The 17,731-nt window shown below is 56.9% G+C and carries 17 protein-coding genes and 1 pseudogene; 11 read left to right on the plus strand and 7 right to left on the minus strand.

Going from position 1 to position 17,731, the window contains the following annotated elements:
* Positions 1-467 precede the first annotated feature (467 nt).
* Both FA91_RS21375 and FA91_RS10520 read left to right on the plus strand, forming a co-directional pair.
* Positions 468-1,046 carry a site-specific integrase gene (locus FA91_RS21375; protein ID WP_231566761.1) on the plus strand — a complete coding sequence of 193 codons (579 nt, stop codon included), beginning with the start codon at positions 468-470 and terminating at the stop codon, positions 1,044-1,046.
* Positions 1,046-3,169 (plus strand): tyrosine-type recombinase/integrase, encoded by a 2,124-nt coding sequence (locus FA91_RS10520; RefSeq protein WP_034919207.1) that lies wholly within the window; start codon positions 1,046-1,048, stop codon positions 3,167-3,169. Before FA91_RS21375 ends, FA91_RS10520 begins: the two co-directional genes overlap by 1 nt.
* Before the next feature lie 87 nt (positions 3,170-3,256).
* Here the strand turns inward: FA91_RS10520 and FA91_RS10525 are convergent, their stop codons facing one another.
* Together FA91_RS10525 and FA91_RS10530 are read right to left on the minus strand one after the other, a co-directional pair.
* A complete protein-coding gene (locus FA91_RS10525; RefSeq protein WP_034915510.1) occupies positions 3,257-3,598 on the minus strand; it encodes a DUF305 domain-containing protein in 342 nt (113 codons plus the stop codon).
* A 77-nt stretch (positions 3,599-3,675) separates the two neighbouring features.
* Positions 3,676-6,126 carry a heavy metal translocating P-type ATPase gene (locus FA91_RS10530; RefSeq protein ID WP_034915512.1) on the minus strand — a complete coding sequence of 817 codons (2,451 nt, stop codon included), beginning with the start codon at positions 6,124-6,126 and terminating at the stop codon, positions 3,676-3,678.
* Between the two features lie 259 nt (positions 6,127-6,385).
* Here FA91_RS10530 and cadR point away from each other — a divergent pair, with 259 nt between their 5' ends.
* The 4 genes from cadR (at position 6,386) to arsC (ending at position 9,318) form a co-directional block, all read left to right on the plus strand.
* Entirely contained in the window at positions 6,386-6,844 is a 459-nt protein-coding gene (gene cadR, locus FA91_RS10535; RefSeq protein WP_034915515.1) for a Cd(II)/Pb(II)-responsive transcriptional regulator, read from the plus strand.
* Positions 6,845-7,106: 262 nt separating this feature from the next.
* The gene (locus FA91_RS10540) at positions 7,107-7,460 is read left to right on the plus strand and encodes a metalloregulator ArsR/SmtB family transcription factor (protein ID WP_034915517.1); all 354 of its coding nucleotides are present in this window, start codon (positions 7,107-7,109) and stop codon (positions 7,458-7,460) included.
* Positions 7,461-7,556: 96 nt separating this feature from the next.
* A complete protein-coding gene (locus tag FA91_RS10545) occupies positions 7,557-8,840 on the plus strand; it encodes an arsenic transporter (protein WP_034915520.1) in 1,284 nt (427 codons plus the stop codon).
* A 49-nt stretch (positions 8,841-8,889) separates the two neighbouring features.
* Positions 8,890-9,318: a glutaredoxin-dependent arsenate reductase gene (gene arsC, locus FA91_RS10550; protein ID WP_034915523.1), complete on the plus strand. Its 429-nt coding sequence runs from the start codon at positions 8,890-8,892 to the stop codon at positions 9,316-9,318.
* Between the two features lie 57 nt (positions 9,319-9,375).
* On the opposite strand, the gene arsH is transcribed toward arsC, so the two are convergent.
* Together arsH and FA91_RS10560 are read right to left on the minus strand one after the other, a co-directional pair.
* Complete coding sequence (gene arsH, locus FA91_RS10555) at positions 9,376-10,089, minus strand: arsenical resistance protein ArsH (RefSeq protein WP_122983671.1); 714 nt, start codon at positions 10,087-10,089, stop codon at positions 9,376-9,378.
* Positions 10,090-10,094: 5 nt separating this feature from the next.
* On the minus strand, positions 10,095-10,430 hold the full coding sequence (locus FA91_RS10560) for a metalloregulator ArsR/SmtB family transcription factor (RefSeq protein ID WP_034915528.1): 336 nt from the start codon (positions 10,428-10,430) through the stop codon (positions 10,095-10,097).
* A gap of 348 nt (positions 10,431-10,778) precedes the next feature.
* Here FA91_RS10560 and umuD point away from each other — a divergent pair, with 348 nt between their 5' ends.
* The 5 genes and pseudogenes from umuD (at position 10,779) to FA91_RS10585 (ending at position 15,167) form a co-directional block, all read left to right on the plus strand.
* The gene (umuD, locus tag FA91_RS10565) at positions 10,779-11,228 is read left to right on the plus strand and encodes a translesion error-prone DNA polymerase V autoproteolytic subunit (RefSeq protein WP_082212583.1); all 450 of its coding nucleotides are present in this window, start codon (positions 10,779-10,781) and stop codon (positions 11,226-11,228) included.
* 8 nt (positions 11,229-11,236) lie between these two features.
* A pseudogene (locus tag FA91_RS10570) lies at positions 11,237-11,464 on the plus strand (DNA polymerase V subunit UmuC); the annotation flags it as partial.
* A gap of 73 nt (positions 11,465-11,537) precedes the next feature.
* Complete coding sequence (locus FA91_RS10575) at positions 11,538-12,521, plus strand: tyrosine-type recombinase/integrase (protein ID WP_010260799.1); 984 nt, start codon at positions 11,538-11,540, stop codon at positions 12,519-12,521.
* A gap of 1 nt (position 12,522) precedes the next feature.
* The gene (locus tag FA91_RS10580; RefSeq protein ID WP_013199813.1) at positions 12,523-14,640 is read left to right on the plus strand and encodes a tyrosine-type recombinase/integrase; all 2,118 of its coding nucleotides are present in this window, start codon (positions 12,523-12,525) and stop codon (positions 14,638-14,640) included.
* Between the two features lie 125 nt (positions 14,641-14,765).
* Positions 14,766-15,167 carry a VOC family protein gene (locus tag FA91_RS10585; protein WP_010260801.1) on the plus strand — a complete coding sequence of 134 codons (402 nt, stop codon included), beginning with the start codon at positions 14,766-14,768 and terminating at the stop codon, positions 15,165-15,167.
* A 133-nt stretch (positions 15,168-15,300) separates the two neighbouring features.
* Here FA91_RS10585 and crcB read toward each other — a convergent pair whose 3' ends face one another.
* From crcB to eno, 3 genes are read right to left on the minus strand one after another with little or no spacing between them, the layout of a single operon-like run.
* Positions 15,301-15,675: a fluoride efflux transporter CrcB gene (gene crcB / locus FA91_RS10590; RefSeq protein WP_010260804.1), complete on the minus strand. Its 375-nt coding sequence runs from the start codon at positions 15,673-15,675 to the stop codon at positions 15,301-15,303.
* A gap of 11 nt (positions 15,676-15,686) precedes the next feature.
* Positions 15,687-16,388, minus strand: coding sequence for a 2,3-bisphosphoglycerate-dependent phosphoglycerate mutase (locus FA91_RS10595; protein ID WP_013199814.1), 702 nt, complete (start codon positions 16,386-16,388; stop codon positions 15,687-15,689).
* Between the two features lie 43 nt (positions 16,389-16,431).
* The gene (eno, locus tag FA91_RS10600) at positions 16,432-17,721 is read right to left on the minus strand and encodes a phosphopyruvate hydratase (protein ID WP_010260810.1); all 1,290 of its coding nucleotides are present in this window, start codon (positions 17,719-17,721) and stop codon (positions 16,432-16,434) included.
* Positions 17,722-17,731: the final 10 nt, after the last annotated feature.

Here is a 17,731-nt window from a genome sequence, read left to right on the forward strand (position 1 = left end):
TCGGTATAAACTTTAATCAGTTGTTATGAACTGAAAGGGGAAGCCCGTGAACACCACCCTGCATTCCACATCTGCACTTCTGCTGACTGAGCAATGGCTTAAAATTCTTTCGAATCTAGGAAGAGCCAGCGCAACTATCAAAGCCTATCAAAGCCTATCGAAGTGCCCTGACGCATTTTTTGGCCTTTTGTGAAATACATGCTATTGCTCCGGAAAGGGCTTCCTTTGAGGACATGGCAGCATATATCCGCCCTCAGCTCCCTGATATGCCGTCATCCGTTGCCAGCGCCACACTCCAGCTGCGCATTTCAGCTCTTCGCCTCTGGTATGACTTTCTGATTTACCAGGATTTATGCAGTCTCAATCCGTTACCCCGTTCGGGGTTGCCTGGTGCCCATTATACCGGGCGTGGCCTGATTCCTCGTATCACCCGCCTCCCCGTTATTCCCGATGACGGGCAGTGGCTTATGTTCCTGAAACACGTTTCTGCTGCGTCTCTGCGTGACCGGCTGATGCTTGCTCTGGCTTATTATGGCGCGCTCCGGCGCACGGAAGTGACGGCTCTGAGGCTTGAGGACGTTGATCTGGCTCACCGCCTGATCCGCATCCGCGCAGAGACGACGAAAAACAGACGGGAAAGAATGGTCTGCTACAGCGCTGACGTTGCGCCGGTACTGGCAAACCATTTTCGACAGCTACGGCTGGCCGGCTGGTCAGGCGGTGCTCTGTTCCGTTCCGCTTCTGACCGTAATTACGGCGATCCGCTCTCGTTCTGGAGCTGGAGTAAAACCGTGCGAAAATGGGCGACAGAGTGTGAATTGCCAGACGTCACCACGCATACTTTCCGTCATCTCCGGCTGACGCACCTGGCACGGGCCGGATGGAAACTGCATGAACTGGCTACGTATGCGGGGCACAGGGACCCACGTACCACACAAATTTATATTCATCTGTCGGGAACGGATATGGCTGCCCGAATGGCTGCTGCCGTAGCTGAAACCGACCGGAAGATCGCAGGACTTATCTTTCAGGCGGGGGCAGTATGATGAAAGCTGAAACAGAAATTCATAACATTTATGTCCCTTTCAGTCGTTCAGATTATCAGCTGAATAATGTGTTAAGCACTGAAGAGCGCGAGGCGTTAAGCACCGGGCACAAACGTACCTCAGCTCTGAGCCAGCAAGGTCCGCTGTCATCTTTACTGCGGCCTCTCCAGGATATTGCCGATCGCAGCGGCACCAGTGACAGACTCGTCAGGATTATCCTTCCTGCCGTTCTGGCGGAGATACACCGGACAGGGCAACCCTGCTGGCTGTGGGAATCGGAAAAGTGGCTGACGCTGTGTCAGCAGCACCGTTCAGGCAGGCCCCTCATTGCGGCTTTTGCCTTCCATCTTGGCCCGTTTCCCTCACCATTCGGCCTACCGCATCATGGTGCCCCGTCGCTGTACGCCTGTGCCATCTATGGCCGGGAATTTTACACACAGGAACTTAACCGGCTGACCGAAGCTCTGGTTTCACTGGGATACAAACGCAAGAACCAGAAAAATCAGTTGTCAGCCCTGTTGGGCATACTGATGATGATGAACAGTAATCCTCAGCTCGAAAGCTTCACGACTGATCTCTTGTGGCGCGCGCAGAAGTACCACGATCGCGGGATCGCAAGAACGGTGGGCAGAGTTTCGCATGCGCTTGCCGCAATGGGCATCATCAAAAGCCCCGTGCGTATGCGCAATTACCAGGAGTGGCGCGAAAAACCGACAGATGACATCGCACAGGCCTGGGTAGCATGCTGTCGGCGGTGGAGGGAAACCTCAGTGCTTCGTCCCCGCTCCAGAGAGAGCCAGTACAGTTTTATCCTTCGCTGCGGCCTGTGGCTCGCCCGGGAGCATCCGGAAATATGCGAGCCGTCCGACTGGACAATGGAGATCTGCGCAAGCTTCATTGCAGCAGTCGGAAGAATGAAGGTCGATGAACTTTCTCTGGGCACGGCACAGGGGGTGCGCCGGTCTTCCCGTTCCGGAGAACCCATGTTGCCAAACTCCCGCGCCTGTTTTGTGTATGCCGTTCGCCGCTTTATGATTGACTACGAGAACTGGGGATGGGGACGGCTTAAATTCAGTCCGTCCCGCCACCTCTCCACGCCTGATACGCCGCTGTTTCGTCAGGGCGTCAATCCCCGGGTTATTGATGATCCGGTCTGGTTGAAACTGATATGGGCAAGTCTGAACCTGCGTCAGGAAGATTTGCTGAGTGAAATCCATTATCCCCTGTCTATGCTACAGGCTATGGCGGTCATCTGGACGCATGCAGGGCTGCGTCAGAATGAGCTGATGCGCCTGACCGCTGGCTGTATCATTCCACCGGAAGATATTAACCGGGACGACGGCAGTACCATTCCGGCCGGGACGCTTTGCTACCTGAACGTGCCGGCTGGCAAGACCTCTAAAGCCTTTGTTAAACCGGTTTCTGCCGCAGTGAAAAAATATGTCGATATCTGGCTGGCAGAACGACCAGAAGAGCAGGCAGCTCTGACGGATGAGCGCACCGGCGAAAAGGTCCGTTTTCTGTTTCAGTACCGGGGCAAACCGGTGGGAAGAGACATAATAAACCGCACCGTTATTCCGGTTCTCTGTACCAGAGCGGGAGTGCCGGAGGATGACAGCCGGGGTCCCATTACCAGTCACCGGGGGCGCGCATCGGCCATGACTGCCCTGGCCAGCGTTCCTCAGGGTATGTCGTTATACGAACTGATGCAGTGGGCTGGTCACTCTTCGCCGCAGTCCACCATGCATTATATTCGTATACGCCCGACACAGCTGGCGGCCTCTTTTGTGAAAGCTGACCGGGTTGCACATATGATAAGCGTGCTGATTGACCATGACCCGGAAGCAGCCAGCCTCACGGGACCTGCGACATATTATGATCTGGGCGACTCTTTCTGTACTAATCCCTTCTGGAGCAGCTGCCCGCACCGTATGGCATGCATCGGATGTGATTTTAATCTGCCAAAGAGAAGTGCAAGAGGACTGTTACTGGAAAGTAAGGCATCGGTAAAACATTATCTTGAAGAAGTGCCACTGACGCCCGATGAGAAAGAAGTAATAGAAGGTGATGTGGAAAAACTGAACGCCGCTCTTATGAAAACAGATATCCCACGTATTCTGTAGCAGGCCCTGACCGGAATTCACTTTATGTGTGTGAAGGACGGCGTAGTAAGGAGCTGCTACGCCATAACGAAGTAATATAAACAGAGCTTATTTACTGAGCCATACTTCCATCTGCCGTATTTCTTCTTTCTGGGCGCTGATAATGCTTTCAGCCATCTTCCGCATTGCCGGTGATTTACCATAACGGAGTTCCGTTTCGGCCATGGCAATGGCTCCTTTGTGATGTTCAATCATGCCCCTGGCAAATGCCCTGTCTGCATCCGGCTCCTGTACGGCCTTCATCATTCCTTCGTGCATATTATTCATGCCGTCCATATAGGCCTCAGAAGACGGTGACATTCCGGCATGGTTTCCGTGTACTGCCTGCGCAGCCGTTGCCGGAAACACGACTGCGAGCATCAGCAATAAAATCATGTTACGCGGTTTCATACTCTCTTCCTTTATCAGCGTTCAGATTAGCGGCTATTTTCAGGTGCCTGTCTTTACCGGAAGAGCAGCCAGGCAGGTTACTTACGCAACAGGCGCAGACCGTTTGCCACGACAAGCAGACTTGCCCCCACATCTGCGAATACGGCCATCCACATGGTCCCCATACCGGCAATGGTCAGGGCCAGGAATACTGCCTTGATCCCAATAGCCATAACGATATTCTGAACCAGAATGTTATACGTCTGCCGGGAGAGTCGGACAAAAGCCGGAATTTTACGCAAATCGTCATCCATGAGGGCCACATCGGCAGTCTCGATGGCGGTATCCGTGCCCATTGCACCCATGGCAAAGCCGATATCGGCGCGGGCCAGCGCCGGTGCATCATTGATGCCGTCGCCTACCATGCCGGTCGTGCCCTGCGCCGTAAATGTTTCTACAGCACGCAGTTTATCTTCCGGCAGTTGATCCCCCCGCGCCTCATCAATACCAACCTGACCGGCAATGGCCTGCGCAGTGTGCGCATTGTCTCCGGTCAGCATGAGCGTTTTGACACCCAGACTATGCAACTGACTTATCGCCTCGCGGCTGCTTTCCTTCACCGTATCAGCCACCGCAAACAGCCCAAGCACCTGATGAGTGTCACAGAGCATGATGACCGTTTTACCCCCGGTCTCCAGTTCCGTTAGTGCAGCCCTGACCGCTTCCGGGCAGCGCACCGTTTCTTCAGCCAGCCTCAGATTGCCCAGACTGTAGGTTTGACCGTTGATGACGCCACGCACGCCGCGGCCTGGCAGAGCCTCAAAGTTTTCCACTTCATAACGCTGAATGCCATCTGATGCCGCCGATACAGCCTGCGAAACCGGATGATCGGAGTAACCTGCCAGGCTCACAGCCAGCTTGCGCCCCTCGTCTTCTGCCACCCCGGTATAGATAATCGCATCCGTCTGTACCGGCTTACCGTGCGTCAGGGTGCCGGTCTTGTCGAGTGCCAGCCACTTCAGCTTTCGGCCCTCTTCAAGATAAACGCCGCCCTTGATCAATATCCCCCGGCGAGCTGCTGCCGTCAGGCCGCTGACAATGGTCACTGGCGTGGAAATGACGAGCGCACAAGGGCAGGCGATAACCAGCATCACCAGCGCCTTGTAAATCCACTCCTGCCAGCTTTCACCTGCAATCAGCGGCGGGAGAACGGCAACTGCAACGGCAATAGCAAACACCACAGGGGTATAAATTTGCGCAAAGCGATCAACAAAGCGCTGCGTAGGGGCTTTTGCCCCCTGCGCTTCCTCCACGGCATGAATGATACGCGCAAGCGTGGTATTTCCGGCAGCGGCCGTTACCCGGTACTCAAAGCCACCGGATCCGTTGACCGTCCCGGCGAAGACCGGGTCGCCTTCCCCTTTATCCACCGGCAGGCTTTCGCCGGTAATAGGTGCCTGATTAATGGCGGTCCTTCCCCGAACCACCGTGCCGTCGAGGGCGATACGCTCGCCCGGTTTTACCCTGACCACGCTGTTAAGGGATACAGACCTGGCCTCAGTTTCTTTCCAGGAGCCGTCCGGCTGCTGAACCGTGGCCGTTTCAGGCGTCAGTTTCATCAGAGAGCCAATGGCATTGCGGGCGCGATCAAGAGACTTTGCTTCAATCAGTTCCGCAATCGTGAACAGCACCATTACCATGGCGGCTTCAGGCCACTGTCCGAGCGCCAGCGCCCCGGTGACGGCAATACTCATCAGGGCGTTGATATTCAGGTTGCCGTTGCGAAGTGCAATCCAGCCTTTTTTGTATGTGGACAGGCCACAGGCAGCAACGGCAGCCAGAGCAAGAGCCGCTTCCAGCCATTCCGGCATACCCGTCCAGTGCATGGCTTCGGCGGCGATTGCCGCCACACCGGCCAGCGCCAGCGGCCACCAGGTTTTTTTCTTTTCCTCCGTGACCACGTGTCGGCCACTGCTGTCAGGAAGTTCAGGCTCAAAGCCCAGCGAACGAATGGCGGCCAGAACGGGCTCGAGCGCATCCGGTGCGTGAACCACCGTCAGTACGCGCTGCATAAGGTTAAAATCCAGTTCCTTCACGGCTGACATGCCGTCCAGCTTTTTACGGATCATGCCCTCTTCAACCGGGCAGTCCATCTGCATGATCCTGATACTGGTACGCACCCCGTCAGCGGTCACCTGCTGGGTCTGCAGCTCACCGAATGTGACAGGAGCAGGCGCGCAGCAGGAACCGCCGGTACTTTCAGCCTCACGGCTTGAACAGCAGTTGCCTTCAGGCTGCATTGCTTTATCAATCGGTTCCGGGTCAAAACCCAGCGAGCGCACCGCCTGCAGAACTGGCCCCAGAGCCTGCGGCGTATGGGTCACGGTAAGCACCCTCTGTATCAGATTGAATTCAAGATTGCTGACGGCAGATAATTTTGCCAGTTTTTTTCGGAGGAGCGCCTCCTCCGTCGGGCAGTCCATCTGCATGATGCGCAGACGCGTCTGAACGTCATCGTTGCGGGGATGCTCTGCAACCGGTTCGGACACCTGGCTCAGGCCGTCCCTTGAGCAGCAGCTCCCGGTGCTGCAACAAGCCGGTGTGGTCTCAGTCGTTTTTGGTGGCATCTTCCCGGAAGCCTCAGTCGGGGCAGTTGCGGTATTTTTAACAGACGCCCCCTCTACGGTTGCGGCTGATCCACATTTTTTATTACTGCAGCAGTCACTCATTTTTTTATCCCGTTCATAACGTATACTGGCATTAAAGACCCTGATGTAACTACAGGGTCAAGCTCAGAAGAGGTGTGATATGAAAATTGGTGAACTGGCCCGCCAGGCGGGATGTCCTGTAGAGACGGTACGTTATTATGAGCGAGAGGGGCTTTTGCAGGCCGCATTGCGGGACCAGACTAATAACTACCGCCATTACGACAGCGCACATCTCGAAAGGCTTATGTTTATTCGGCGCTGCCGGGCGCTCGATATGACCCATGAAGAAATCCGGGTGTTGCTGCAGGCGCGCAGCCAGCCTGACGCAGACTGCGGTACGGTTAATGCCCTGATAAATGAACATCTGAACCATGTTCAGGCCCGTATTCGTGAACTGAATATGCTGGAAAAACAACTGTTTGAGCTCCAGAGCCACTGCAATGCCAACCGGGCAACACGGGACTGCGGTATTCTGCGCGAACTGGAGCAGGCAGAAGAGCCTGAGGATATCGTGCCGGTTATTACTGCAGGTCATCTGGCCGGAAGCCACTCTTACTGATGCTGCTTTCTGCCATAAGTAGAACGGTTCACTAAAGAAACAGGCTTTTTTTGTGATGTTACTTCGTCATGCCCGACCATTAAGGCAGCTGAAAGTGTGCTGCCGTTAAAATCTGTGTGATATCGTTTAACCGCTATTCCCTCATTAAGCTGTACTGAAAAGCCTGTAAGCACGTCAAAACATATATGAATTTATAAATATAAAGTTGACCTTTCGTCTGCAGCAGACGAGACTTGTTGCTGTCCGCCACGAAGGAGAAATTATGCCGTCACTTCTGCCCCTGCAACTTTTTAAGAATCTTTCTGACGAAACCCGGCTCAGCCTGGTGCTGTTGTTGCGCGAAAAAGGGGAGCTCTGCGTCTGCGAGCTTGTATCTATCCTGAAAGAAACACAGCCAAAAATATCGCGGCACCTGGCCCTGCTCAGAGAGAGTGGGCTGCTTATCGACAGGCGCGACGGCAAGTGGATCTATTACCGGTTATCGCCACACATGCCTGCATGGGCAGCAGCGGTCATTGAGCAGGCATATCTGTGCCAGCGGGATGAAATTCTTTATCTCAGTCAGCAGGCTGAGCGTGATAACGCAACCACTAACGGCAAAGCTGTCTGCATGTAAAAATTTTATCTAAACACATTCGATTAAACGCATATATTTACAGGGTACACTTAGCAGCCCGCTTTAACGGGCAGTTATAATTAAGAAGGAGAGAGTATGTTTCTGGCGGGTGCGATTTTTATCCTGACCCTGATACTGGTGATCTGGCAGCCGAAAGGGCTCAGCATTGGCTGGAGTGCCGTTATCGGCGCCGCGCTGGCGCTGCTGACCGGCGTGGTACACATCGGGGACATTCCGGTGGTCTGGCAGATTGTCTGGAACGCTACGGCTACCTTTATTGCGGTTATCATTATCAGCCTGCTGCTCGATGAGTCCGGCTTTTTTGAGTGGGCGGCGCTGCACGTTTCCCGCTGGGGCGGCGGCAGGGGCCGGTTGCTGTTCACGTATATCGTTCTGCTGGGTGCGGCAGTGGCGGCGCTGTTTGCCAATGACGGAGCCGCGCTAATTCTGACGCCCATCGTTATCGCCATGCTGCTGGCGCTGGGTTTCAGCCCCGGTGCCACGCTGGCGTTTGTGATGGCGGCGGGCTTTATCGCTGACACCTCCAGCCTGCCGCTCATCGTATCGAACCTTGTGAACATCGTTACGGCCGACTTCTTTAAGCTGGGATTCAGCGAGTATGCCTCGGTAATGGTGCCGGTGAATATCGCCTCTGTGGCCGCCACGCTGGTGATGCTGCACCTGTTTTTCCGCAGGGACATCCCGGCCACTTACGACCTGGCGAAGCTGAAGGCGCCGCGTGAGGCCATTCGCGATGCGCGTACCTTTAAAACCGGCTGGATTGTTCTCATCCTGCTACTGGTCGGCTTCTTTGCTCTCGAACCACTCGGCGTGCCGGTAAGCCTGGTGGCAGCGGTGGCGGCGTGTATTCTCTGGCTGGTTGCCCGCAAAGGACACGTGATTGATACCGGCAAGGTGCTGAAAGGCGCGCCCTGGCAGATTGTTATCTTCTCGCTGGGCATGTATCTGGTGGTGTACGGTCTTCGTAACGCCGGCCTGACTGATTACCTTTCTGCCGCCCTGAACCGGTTTGCCGAGCATGGCGTCTGGGGCGCAACGCTCGGCACCGGCTTTCTGACAGCGGCGCTTTCCTCGGTGATGAACAACATGCCTACCGTGCTGGTTGGGGCGCTTTCGATTGACGGCAGCACCGCGCAGGGCGTGGTGCAGGAGGCGATGATTTACGCCAACATCATCGGCTGCGACCTCGGTCCGAAAATCACCCCCATCGGCAGCCTTGCTACCCTGCTGTGGCTGCACGTCCTGGCACAGAAAAACATTACCGTCAGCTGGGGCTACTACTTCCGTGTGGGCATCGTGATTACCCTGCCGGTACTGTTTGTGACGCTGGCCGCGCTGGCCCTGCGCCTGTCTGTTTAACCCTAACCCCGGCGCTGCGCCTGTGCAGCGCCTTTACGGAGTACCGCTTATGACTGACATCACCATTTATCACAACCCGGCGTGCGGGACGTCCCGTAATACCCTGGCGCTTATCCGCAACAGCGGCACCGAGCCCACGGTGATTCTGTATCTGGAAACTCCACCGTCGCGCGACGAGCTGAAAAAGCTGATTGCGGACATGGGCATCAGCGTGCGCGCTCTGCTGCGTAAAAATACCGATCCCTACGAGCAGCTTGGCCTTGCCGAAGACCGGTTCAGCGAAGAAGAATTGCTCGATGCGATGCTGGCTCATCCAATCCTCATTAATCGTCCGGTGGTGGTGACGCCGCTCGGAACGAAGCTGTGCCGCCCCTCCGAAGCGGTTCTGGACATACTGCCGGATCCGCAGAAGGGAGCGTTTACCAAAGAGGACGGCGAAGCCGTCATTGATGAGCACGGGAACCGCGTCAGCCACTGATGTTTCCCCAGGCTGTGGGCATAGAAAATGTGAAAAAGCCGGCAGATGCCGGCTTTTTTATATGCTGCGCTGGTTTACCCGCTCAGAGAGCTGCGCAGCACTCTCCTTCCTTTCGCTGTAGCGGTCGGTGAGATAACCACTACGACCGCGCGTCAGCAGGGTGAACTTCATCAGTTCCTCCATGACGTCCACTATGCGGTCATAATACGGAGAAGGCTTCATGCGGCCGTCCTCATCAAACTCGGCCCAGGCTTTCGCTACGGATGACTGGTTCGGGATAGTGATCATGCGCATCCAGCGCCCGAGAATACGCATCTGGTTTACGGCGTTGAACGACTGTGAGCCGCCGCTGACCTGCATGACCGCAAGAGTTTTGCCCTGCGAGGGCCTGACCGCCCCGGACGTCAGCGGTATCCAGTCAATCTGCGTTTTCATGATGCCAGTCATAGCCCCGTGACGCTCAGGAGAGCACCAGACCATTCCTTCTGACCAGAGCACCAGCTCGCGCAGCTCCGCGACCTTCGGGTGCGTCTCAGGTGCATCATCCGGCAGCGGCAGGCCGGACGGATTGAATATCCTCACCTCCGCACCCATGGCCGTCAGCAGCCGCGCCGCCTCTTCCGTGGTGAGACGACTGTAAGAGCGCTCCCGCAGCGAGCCGTAGAGCATCAGGATGCGGGGCGGGTGCGCCACCTCTGCGGCCTTCAGATTTTCTTCCGTCATCGGTGCATCGAGGAGAATCGGGTCGATATTGTTCAGGACATCATTCACGTTATTCACAATGGAGTCTCTTTATGGGTAATTGCGGTGGACAGGCTGCAGCCACTGCCACCGGCGCAGCACTCTTCCGTCAGAAAGGTCATCAGCTGCTCAAGCTGCGCATAGCAGGGCCTGCAGAACAGGGTTCGGCTCTGCCGTTCCTGGCTTATGAGGCCAGCGGACATCAGCGCAGAAAGATGATGGCTGAGCGTGGAGGCCGGAATAGACAGTCTTTTCTGGATGTCACCCACGGGCAGTCCTTCAGGCCCGGCTTTCACCAGTTCACGGTAAACTCCCAGTCGCGTCACGTGTCCCAGTTCCCTGAGAGCATTAGCAGCATTTTGTATGTCCATGCCATCACCAAATCTATATTTCCAGAATAATGGAAATATAATTTAAAGCTGGCTAAATGGTCAAGCCTCTTACTGCCGTAAAAGGGCTGCACTCAAAAGGAAAGCCTTTTATACCCTGTTGATCCGGCTGCAGTGGCAACGCATATAAAAAGGCCATAGCTCAGCATTTCGGTAAAATTTCAGCGATCTGACAACAGTTTTAGCCATAACCGTTTCGCTTCCTCTTGCCAGAAATTTCAGGCTCAACAATACTGTTCATATAACCAGTATAATTTAAAGGAGGATTTTTATGCGCTTTACATTTTTTTTCTTAATCCGTACACGGCAGCACGTCCGGGACGCCGCGTTATGAAAGCGGTCAGTTACGCTCAGGGCCTGACGCTGTTATGGCCGCCGATTTTTACCTCAACGGTAAAGGTGCCGCTGTACGCAGATCCCTGCTCAGCCGGCTTTCCCTCCCCTGCTCAGGATTATGTAGAGAAAGAGCTGGACCTGAATGAGCTCTGTATTCGCAGACGGGCATCCACATTCTTCGTACGGGCCAGTGGCAACAGCATGCAGGAGCTGGTGCTCTATGACGGTGATGTTATGATGGTCGATCGCGCGGAGCCACCCACGCATGGCGACATCGTCATTGCCGAGGTTGGCGGTGAGTTCACAGTTAAGCGCCTGCAGCTGATCCCGAGGGTGGCACTGCTGCCCATGAATCCTGCTTACGCCGCCATCTATCCGGAAGAGCTGCAGCTGCTCGGCGTTGTCACCTGGTTCTTTAACAGTACCCGTGCCCGTCGGAGATAATTATGCCCATGTTCGGACTGGCTGACGTCAACTCTTTCTATGCCAGCTGTGAGACGCTTTTCCGCCCGGACCTGCGTGGCAGGCCGGTAGTCGTGCTCAGTAACAACGATGGCTGCGTTATTGCGCGCTCTGCTGGCGCAAAAGCTCTGGGTATAAAAATGGGTGCACCTTGGTTCCAGATAAAAACGCAGGACTATCCGGAAAAGATACACGTGTTCAGCTCAAACTATGCGCTGTAGTAAGTTACGTGGAATGCAACATTGATTGAGTAAACTTTGAACAGCAAAGCTGTTGTCAGAGGAGAATGCAATGCTGATTCCACCGAGTGAACACGTTCTGTTGCTGGCAGAGCGCTGGCTGCAACTGTTATCCGATCTGGGGCGGGCGCAGGCCACGCTAACAGCCTACCGCAATGCCCTCCGTCATTACTTTGCGTTCTGCAGCCAGAACGGAATTAAACCTGAAAAGGCGCGGTTTGAAGACCTGGCTGCCTATATTAGTCCTCAGTTACCCGGGATGCCTTTTTCCGCGGCCAGCGCCACGCTCCAGCTTCGCCTGTCGGCGATCCGCCTCTGGTATGACTTTCTCATGTACCTGGATCTTTGCACGGTCAATCCGCTGCCCCGATCCGGCACGCCCGGCATGCTGAGTTCCGGCCGGGGACTGGTTCCCCGCGTTGTAAAGCTGCCGCGCATTCCTGACGATGCGCAGTGGCAGTGTTTTCTTTATCATGCCGCCGCTTCCCCACTGCGTGACCGCCTGATGCTGGCATTAACCTATTACGGCGCGCTGCGTCGGTCTGAAATTACCTCGCTAAGTATTGACGACTTCGACTTTGCTCACCGGCTCATCCGCATCCGGGCAGAAACCACCAAGAGCCGGCGTGAACGAATTGTCTGTTACAGCCCGGCAGTAGTGCCAGTGCTGGCCGCGCACCTTATGCAGATGAAGCGGACCGGAATCGTAAGAGGTGCCCTGTTCCGTTCTGAGTCCGATCGTAATCAGGGCGGGCCGCTTTCATTCTGGACCTGGAGCAAAACGGTACGGAAATGGGCGCTTGAGTCTGGGATGCCGGACATCTCAACCCATACCTTCCGGCACCTGCGACTCACACACCTTGCCCGCGCGGGCTGGAAGTTGCACGAACTTGCCACCTATGCAGGACACCGCGACCTGACCACAACACAGATTTATATTCATCTTTCTGGCAGGGACCTGGCTGCCCGGATGGCTGGCGCGATTGAAACGGCAGATATCAGGATGGCGAACCTCATTTTCAGAACAGAGAAATAACATGAGCCCACACACACCGATTGAAAACAGCCGGCATCCGTTCGACATGACTGAATACCGGCTTGAGGCGTCACTGACCCTCGCTGAACGGACGGCACTGAGCAGCGCTCACAGCCGGTCCCGTATGCTGCGAACGAAGCCGGTGCCGGACCTCATCAGGCCGCTGATGGACATTGCCGCCGGAAGCGGATGCGGCAGCAAAATCACGGGGCTGGTGATAGCCGGATTGCTGCGCGAAATGCATGCAGACGGCATGCCCTGCTGGTGCTGGCCGCAGGAACGCTGGCTGACGCTGTGCCGGGAAGTCAGGGAGGGCCGTCCGTTAATGGCCGCTTTTGCCTGGCATCTGGCTGATTTGCATGACCCGCTCAGCCTGCCTGATATACGTAAACCCGCGCTCTATGCTTCTGCCATCTTCGGCCAGGCTTTTTATCACCAGGAGCTGGACCGGCTGACTGATACGCTGACGTCGCTGGGTTATGCCCCGACCAGCCAGAAAAATCATGTCTCGGGTATACTGGCAACACTGATGATCATGAACAGGGATCCCCGGCTTGAAACGTTTACGCCTGAACTCCTCTGGCGCGCCCAGAGCGGGACAGACAAGGGAATATCCCGTTACGTCGGCCGCGTTTCACATGCACTTGCCGCACTGGGGATTATCAGCGCCCCGGTGAGGATGCGAAACTATAAAAAATGGTACGAAAAGCCGGTCGAAGGCGTCGATCCGGCCTGGGTGCACTGGTGCCGGCGCTGGCGGGAAACGTCGGTGCTCAGGCCGCGCACCCGTGAAAGCCAGTACAGCTTTATTCTGCGCTGCGGCCTCTGGCTGAAAAAGGAGCATCCGGAGGTTCGGGAACCGGCAGACTGGACAATGGAAACCTGCGCCAGCTTCATTGCGGCGGTAGGCCGGATGAACGTGGATGAGCTTCAGCTGGGCACGGAAAGGGGCACCCGCAAATCGGTGCGCTCCGGCGAGCCCATGATGCCGCATTCCAGGGCGCATTTTATCTATTCTCTGCGCCGTTTTATGATTGATTACGAAAACTGGGGCTGGGGGCGCCTGCACTTCAGCCCTGCCCGCCATCTTTCCACACCGGATACGCCGCTGTTCCGTCGCGGCGTCAATCCCCGTGTTATTGACGATCCGGTCTGGCTGAAGCTCATCTGGGCCAGCCTCAATCTGCGTCAGGAAGATCTGCTCACTGAAATACATTATCCACTGGCCATGCTGCAGGCAATGGCCGTCATCTGGACCCATGCGGGGGTAAGAAAGAACGAACTGCTCCGCCTGACAACCGGGTGCATCGCGCCGCAGGCGGACGATATCGTGAAGGACGACGGAAGTATCATCCCGGCAGGAACCCTGTGTTACCTGCATATCCCTGCCGGAAAAACCTCAAAAGCCTTTGTTAAACCGGTGGCGGCCGTGGTGAAAAAATACGTCGACATATGGCTGGATGAGCGTCCGGCAGAACAGGCTTTGCTCGCTGACGAGCGAACCGGTGAGAAAGTCCGGCTTCTGTTTCAGTACCGGGGTAAGCCTGCCGGCAGCGCTATCCTCAACCGCACCGTGATACCGATGCTATGCGCAAGAGCGGGCGTGCCTTGTGAAGACAGTGGCGGAATGATAACCAGCCACCGGGGGCGGGCCTCAGCCGTGACCGCGCTGGCGAGCGTACCGCAGGGCATGTCGCTGTACGAACTGATGCAGTGGACGGGCCATTCAACGCCCCAGTCTACAATGCACTATCTTCGCATCCGCCCGACTCAGCTGGCTGCCTCGTTCGTCAAAGCCGACAGGGTCGCTCATATGATAAGCGTGCTGGTTGACCACGATCCTGAAGCCGCCAGCCTGTCCGGGCCCGCGACCTACTACGATCTGGGCGACTCATACTGTACGAACCCCTTCTGGAGCAGTTGCCCGCACCGGATGGCCTGCATCGGCTGCGATTTTAACCTGCTGAAGGATAGCGCGCGCGGGCTGATACTGGAGAGTAAAGCATCCATCCGGCGTTACCTCGAAGAGGTCCCGCTCACTCCCGATGAGAGAGCCATACTGGAGCAGGATGCTGAAAAGGTTGAGCAGGCTCTTACAAGATTGGGCCCACAATCCTGACTGCTCAGATGCTTACAATGTCAGGTCTGAGGGTATCAGTGCAGAATCAGTACAGATAACTGAACGCCGTATTTGATATAAAGCTGATTATAACGGGCGTAATGCCGTAACTGATGGAGCAGCAGATGAGAAAACAGAAGCGATGTATGGGATACGTGGCGGTCGTGGTCGATGACTACGATCGTGCAATTGAGTACTACACCGATAAGCTGGGCTTTACCCTCATTGAAGACACGCCGCAGCCGGGTAAGCGCTGGGTCGTGGTGACGCCGGCCCCTGACAGCGACTGTGCTATTCTTCTTGCCCGCGCGTCGAACGACCGGCAGGAAGGCTTTATCGGCAATCAGTGCGGCGGACGGGTTTTTCTGTTCCTGCAGACCGACGACTTCTGGCGCGACTACAATGCTATGAAGGCAAAAGGCGTCCACTTCTTTCAGGAGCCACGGGAGGAAGAATACGGAATGGTTGTCGTATTTGAGGACATCTACGGCAATCGCTGGGACCTTTACCAGAACAGGCAGGCCTGAAATTCTTTCACAGCAGCGCCTCAGGTGTACGGGAAGCATTACAAGCGTAAACCCTGTCAGGTCTGGCCTGCAGAGAGCGCTTCTGAACAATATACCTCAGTGCAGCGGTCACTGCACTAAGGTCTCCCTCGGGTTAACCACACAGCGTCATGATATAAAATCCGGCCGCCGTCATGGCCAGCGAACCCAGCACGTGTATCAGCACCGAGGCGGCTGCCCAGGCATAGCTGCCGGACTGCAGCAGGGCAAAAACCTCAGCCGAGAACGTGGAGAAGGTCGTCATTCCGCCACACAGCCCGGTGGTAATGAGCAGCCGCCAGGCCGGATCGAGGCCGGGATGGCGCAGAAAATACGCCAGCGCCGCTCCGATGATAAACCCTCCCAGCAGGTTGACCAGCAGCGTCCCCGGCGGCAGGTCCGGAAAAAGCGCGTTCAGGCGCGCGCCCAGCTGCCAGCGGATAACACACCCTAAAGCACCGCCGGTGATGACAGCAAAAAGCTGATTCACGTTCACTCCTTTTATTTTTTTATATTCAGAACATAACGGGAAACGACCTGTGCGGCCGCATCCATCTGGTATACGGCCGGCACGCCGGTCGGGATATGCAACTGTGCCAAGCTGTCGTGTGGCATGCCGTCCAGGAAGGCGGCCAGGGCGCGCAGCGTGTTGCCGTGCGCCACGACCAGAACGGTACTTCCGCAGAGTATCTGCGGCATCACGGCGTGCTGCCAGTAGGGCATGACGCGACGCAGCGTCATTTCCAGGCTTTCCGTCGCAGGCAGGTCGGCCAGCGCAACGCGGCTGTAGCGCGGGTCCCGACGCAGCTGCGCCGGAGCCCCTGCGTCCGCGGGGGGAATGCCGCTGAAGCTTTTGCGCCAGAGCCGGACGGTCTCTGCACCCATCATCCGGGCAGCCGCTTCCTTGTTCAGCCCCTGCAGCGCACCGTAGTGCCGCTCGTTCAGCCGCCAGTGTTTGTCCACGGGCGTCCAGCTGCGGCCAAGACGGTCCAGCACCCGCCAGACCGTGTGAACACAGCGCGTCATCACCGAGGTGAAGACCCGATCGGGCAGCAGGCCCGCGTCCCGCAGCACGTCACCGGCCCGGTCAGCCTCCTGCCGCCCCCGGTCCGTCAGCGGCACGTCTGTCCATCCGGTAAAACGGTTTTCCCGGTTCCACTGGCTTTCGCCATGGCGCAGGAGAATCAGCGTTGAAGGTGCCAAAGACTGTGCTCCTGTGCCGGCCGCTGGCCGTCCGGTGGATCTGTTACGTGCGGCGCACAAACGCATGAAGCCCCGCATAGTGAGCGTCCTCACCCAGCGCCTGCTCAATGCGCATCAGCTGGTTGTACTTTTCCACGCGTTCGCCGCGGCACGGCGCACCGGTTTTCAGGTGTCCCGCGCGCAGGGCTACCGTGAGGTCGGCAAGAAATGTGTCCGTCGTTTCCCCACTGCGGTGGGACATGAACGCGCCCCACCCGTGCCGCTGGCAGAGCGCCACGGCGTCCAGCGTTTCGCTAAGCGAGCCTATCTGATTGAGTTTAATCAATGCGGCGCTGGCGAGGTTTTCGTCAATGCCGCGCTGGATGTACTTCACGTTGGTGACAAACAGGTCGTCACCAACCAGCTCGGCCCTGCCCGCAAGCTGCTGGTGCAGATGCTTCCAGCCCGACCAGTCATCTTCTGCCAGGCCGTCTTCCAGCAGAATGACGGGAAACTGGTCCATCAGCTCGCCGTAGTACGCCGTCATTTCCGCCGCGCTCAGCGCACTGCCCTCCGTGCGCAGATGATATTTTCCGTCTGCGAAAAACTCACTTGAGGCAGGGTCCATGCAGATGCTGATGTCTTCTCCGGGCCTGTACCCCGCCTTCTCAATGGCCTGCACGATAAACGCCAGCGGGTCGCGGTTCGACGATACGGCGGGCGCAAAACCGCCTTCGTCGCCGACTGCCGCGGACAGGTTCTTGTCCAGCAGGATCTGGCGCAGCGCCTGGTAGACCTCGCTGCCCTGACGCACGGCCTCGCGCAGCGTGGGTGCCCCGTGTGGCGCTATCATGAACTCCTGAAAGTCCGCGCCCTGACCGCGGGCGTGCACGCCGCCGTTGATAATGTTCATGCACGGTACGGGCAGCAGGTTCGCCTGCAGGCCCCCCAGGTAGCGCCAGAGCGGCTCGTGCGAGGCCTGTGCCGCCAGCCGGGCAACCGCCAGCGACACGCCCAGAATGGCATTGGCACCCAGCCGACTCTTGCTCTGCGTACCGTCCAGCGCCAGCATGATGTTATCCAGCTGACGCTGCTCGCGCACGTCCCTGCCGCGCAAGGCTTCGCAGATTTCCGTATTAACCGTCCTGACAGCATCCAGTACGCCTTTACCGCCAAAACGGTGTACGTCGCCGTCGCGGCGCTCAGCGGCCTCGCGCGAGCCGGTGCTGGCCCCGGAAGGCACCGAGGCCCGCGCCATCATTCCGTCCACGGTCCGGGCTTCGACTTCAACGGTGGGGTTGCCGCGAGAGTCAAGAATTTCACGGGCGGTCACGTTATCCAGTGTAAAGCGCATAGAGTTTCTC

The sequence above is a fragment of the Erwinia sp. 9145 genome (genome assembly GCF_000745075.1).
In the GTDB taxonomy this organism is placed as follows: domain Bacteria; phylum Pseudomonadota; class Gammaproteobacteria; order Enterobacterales; family Enterobacteriaceae; genus Erwinia; species Erwinia oleae.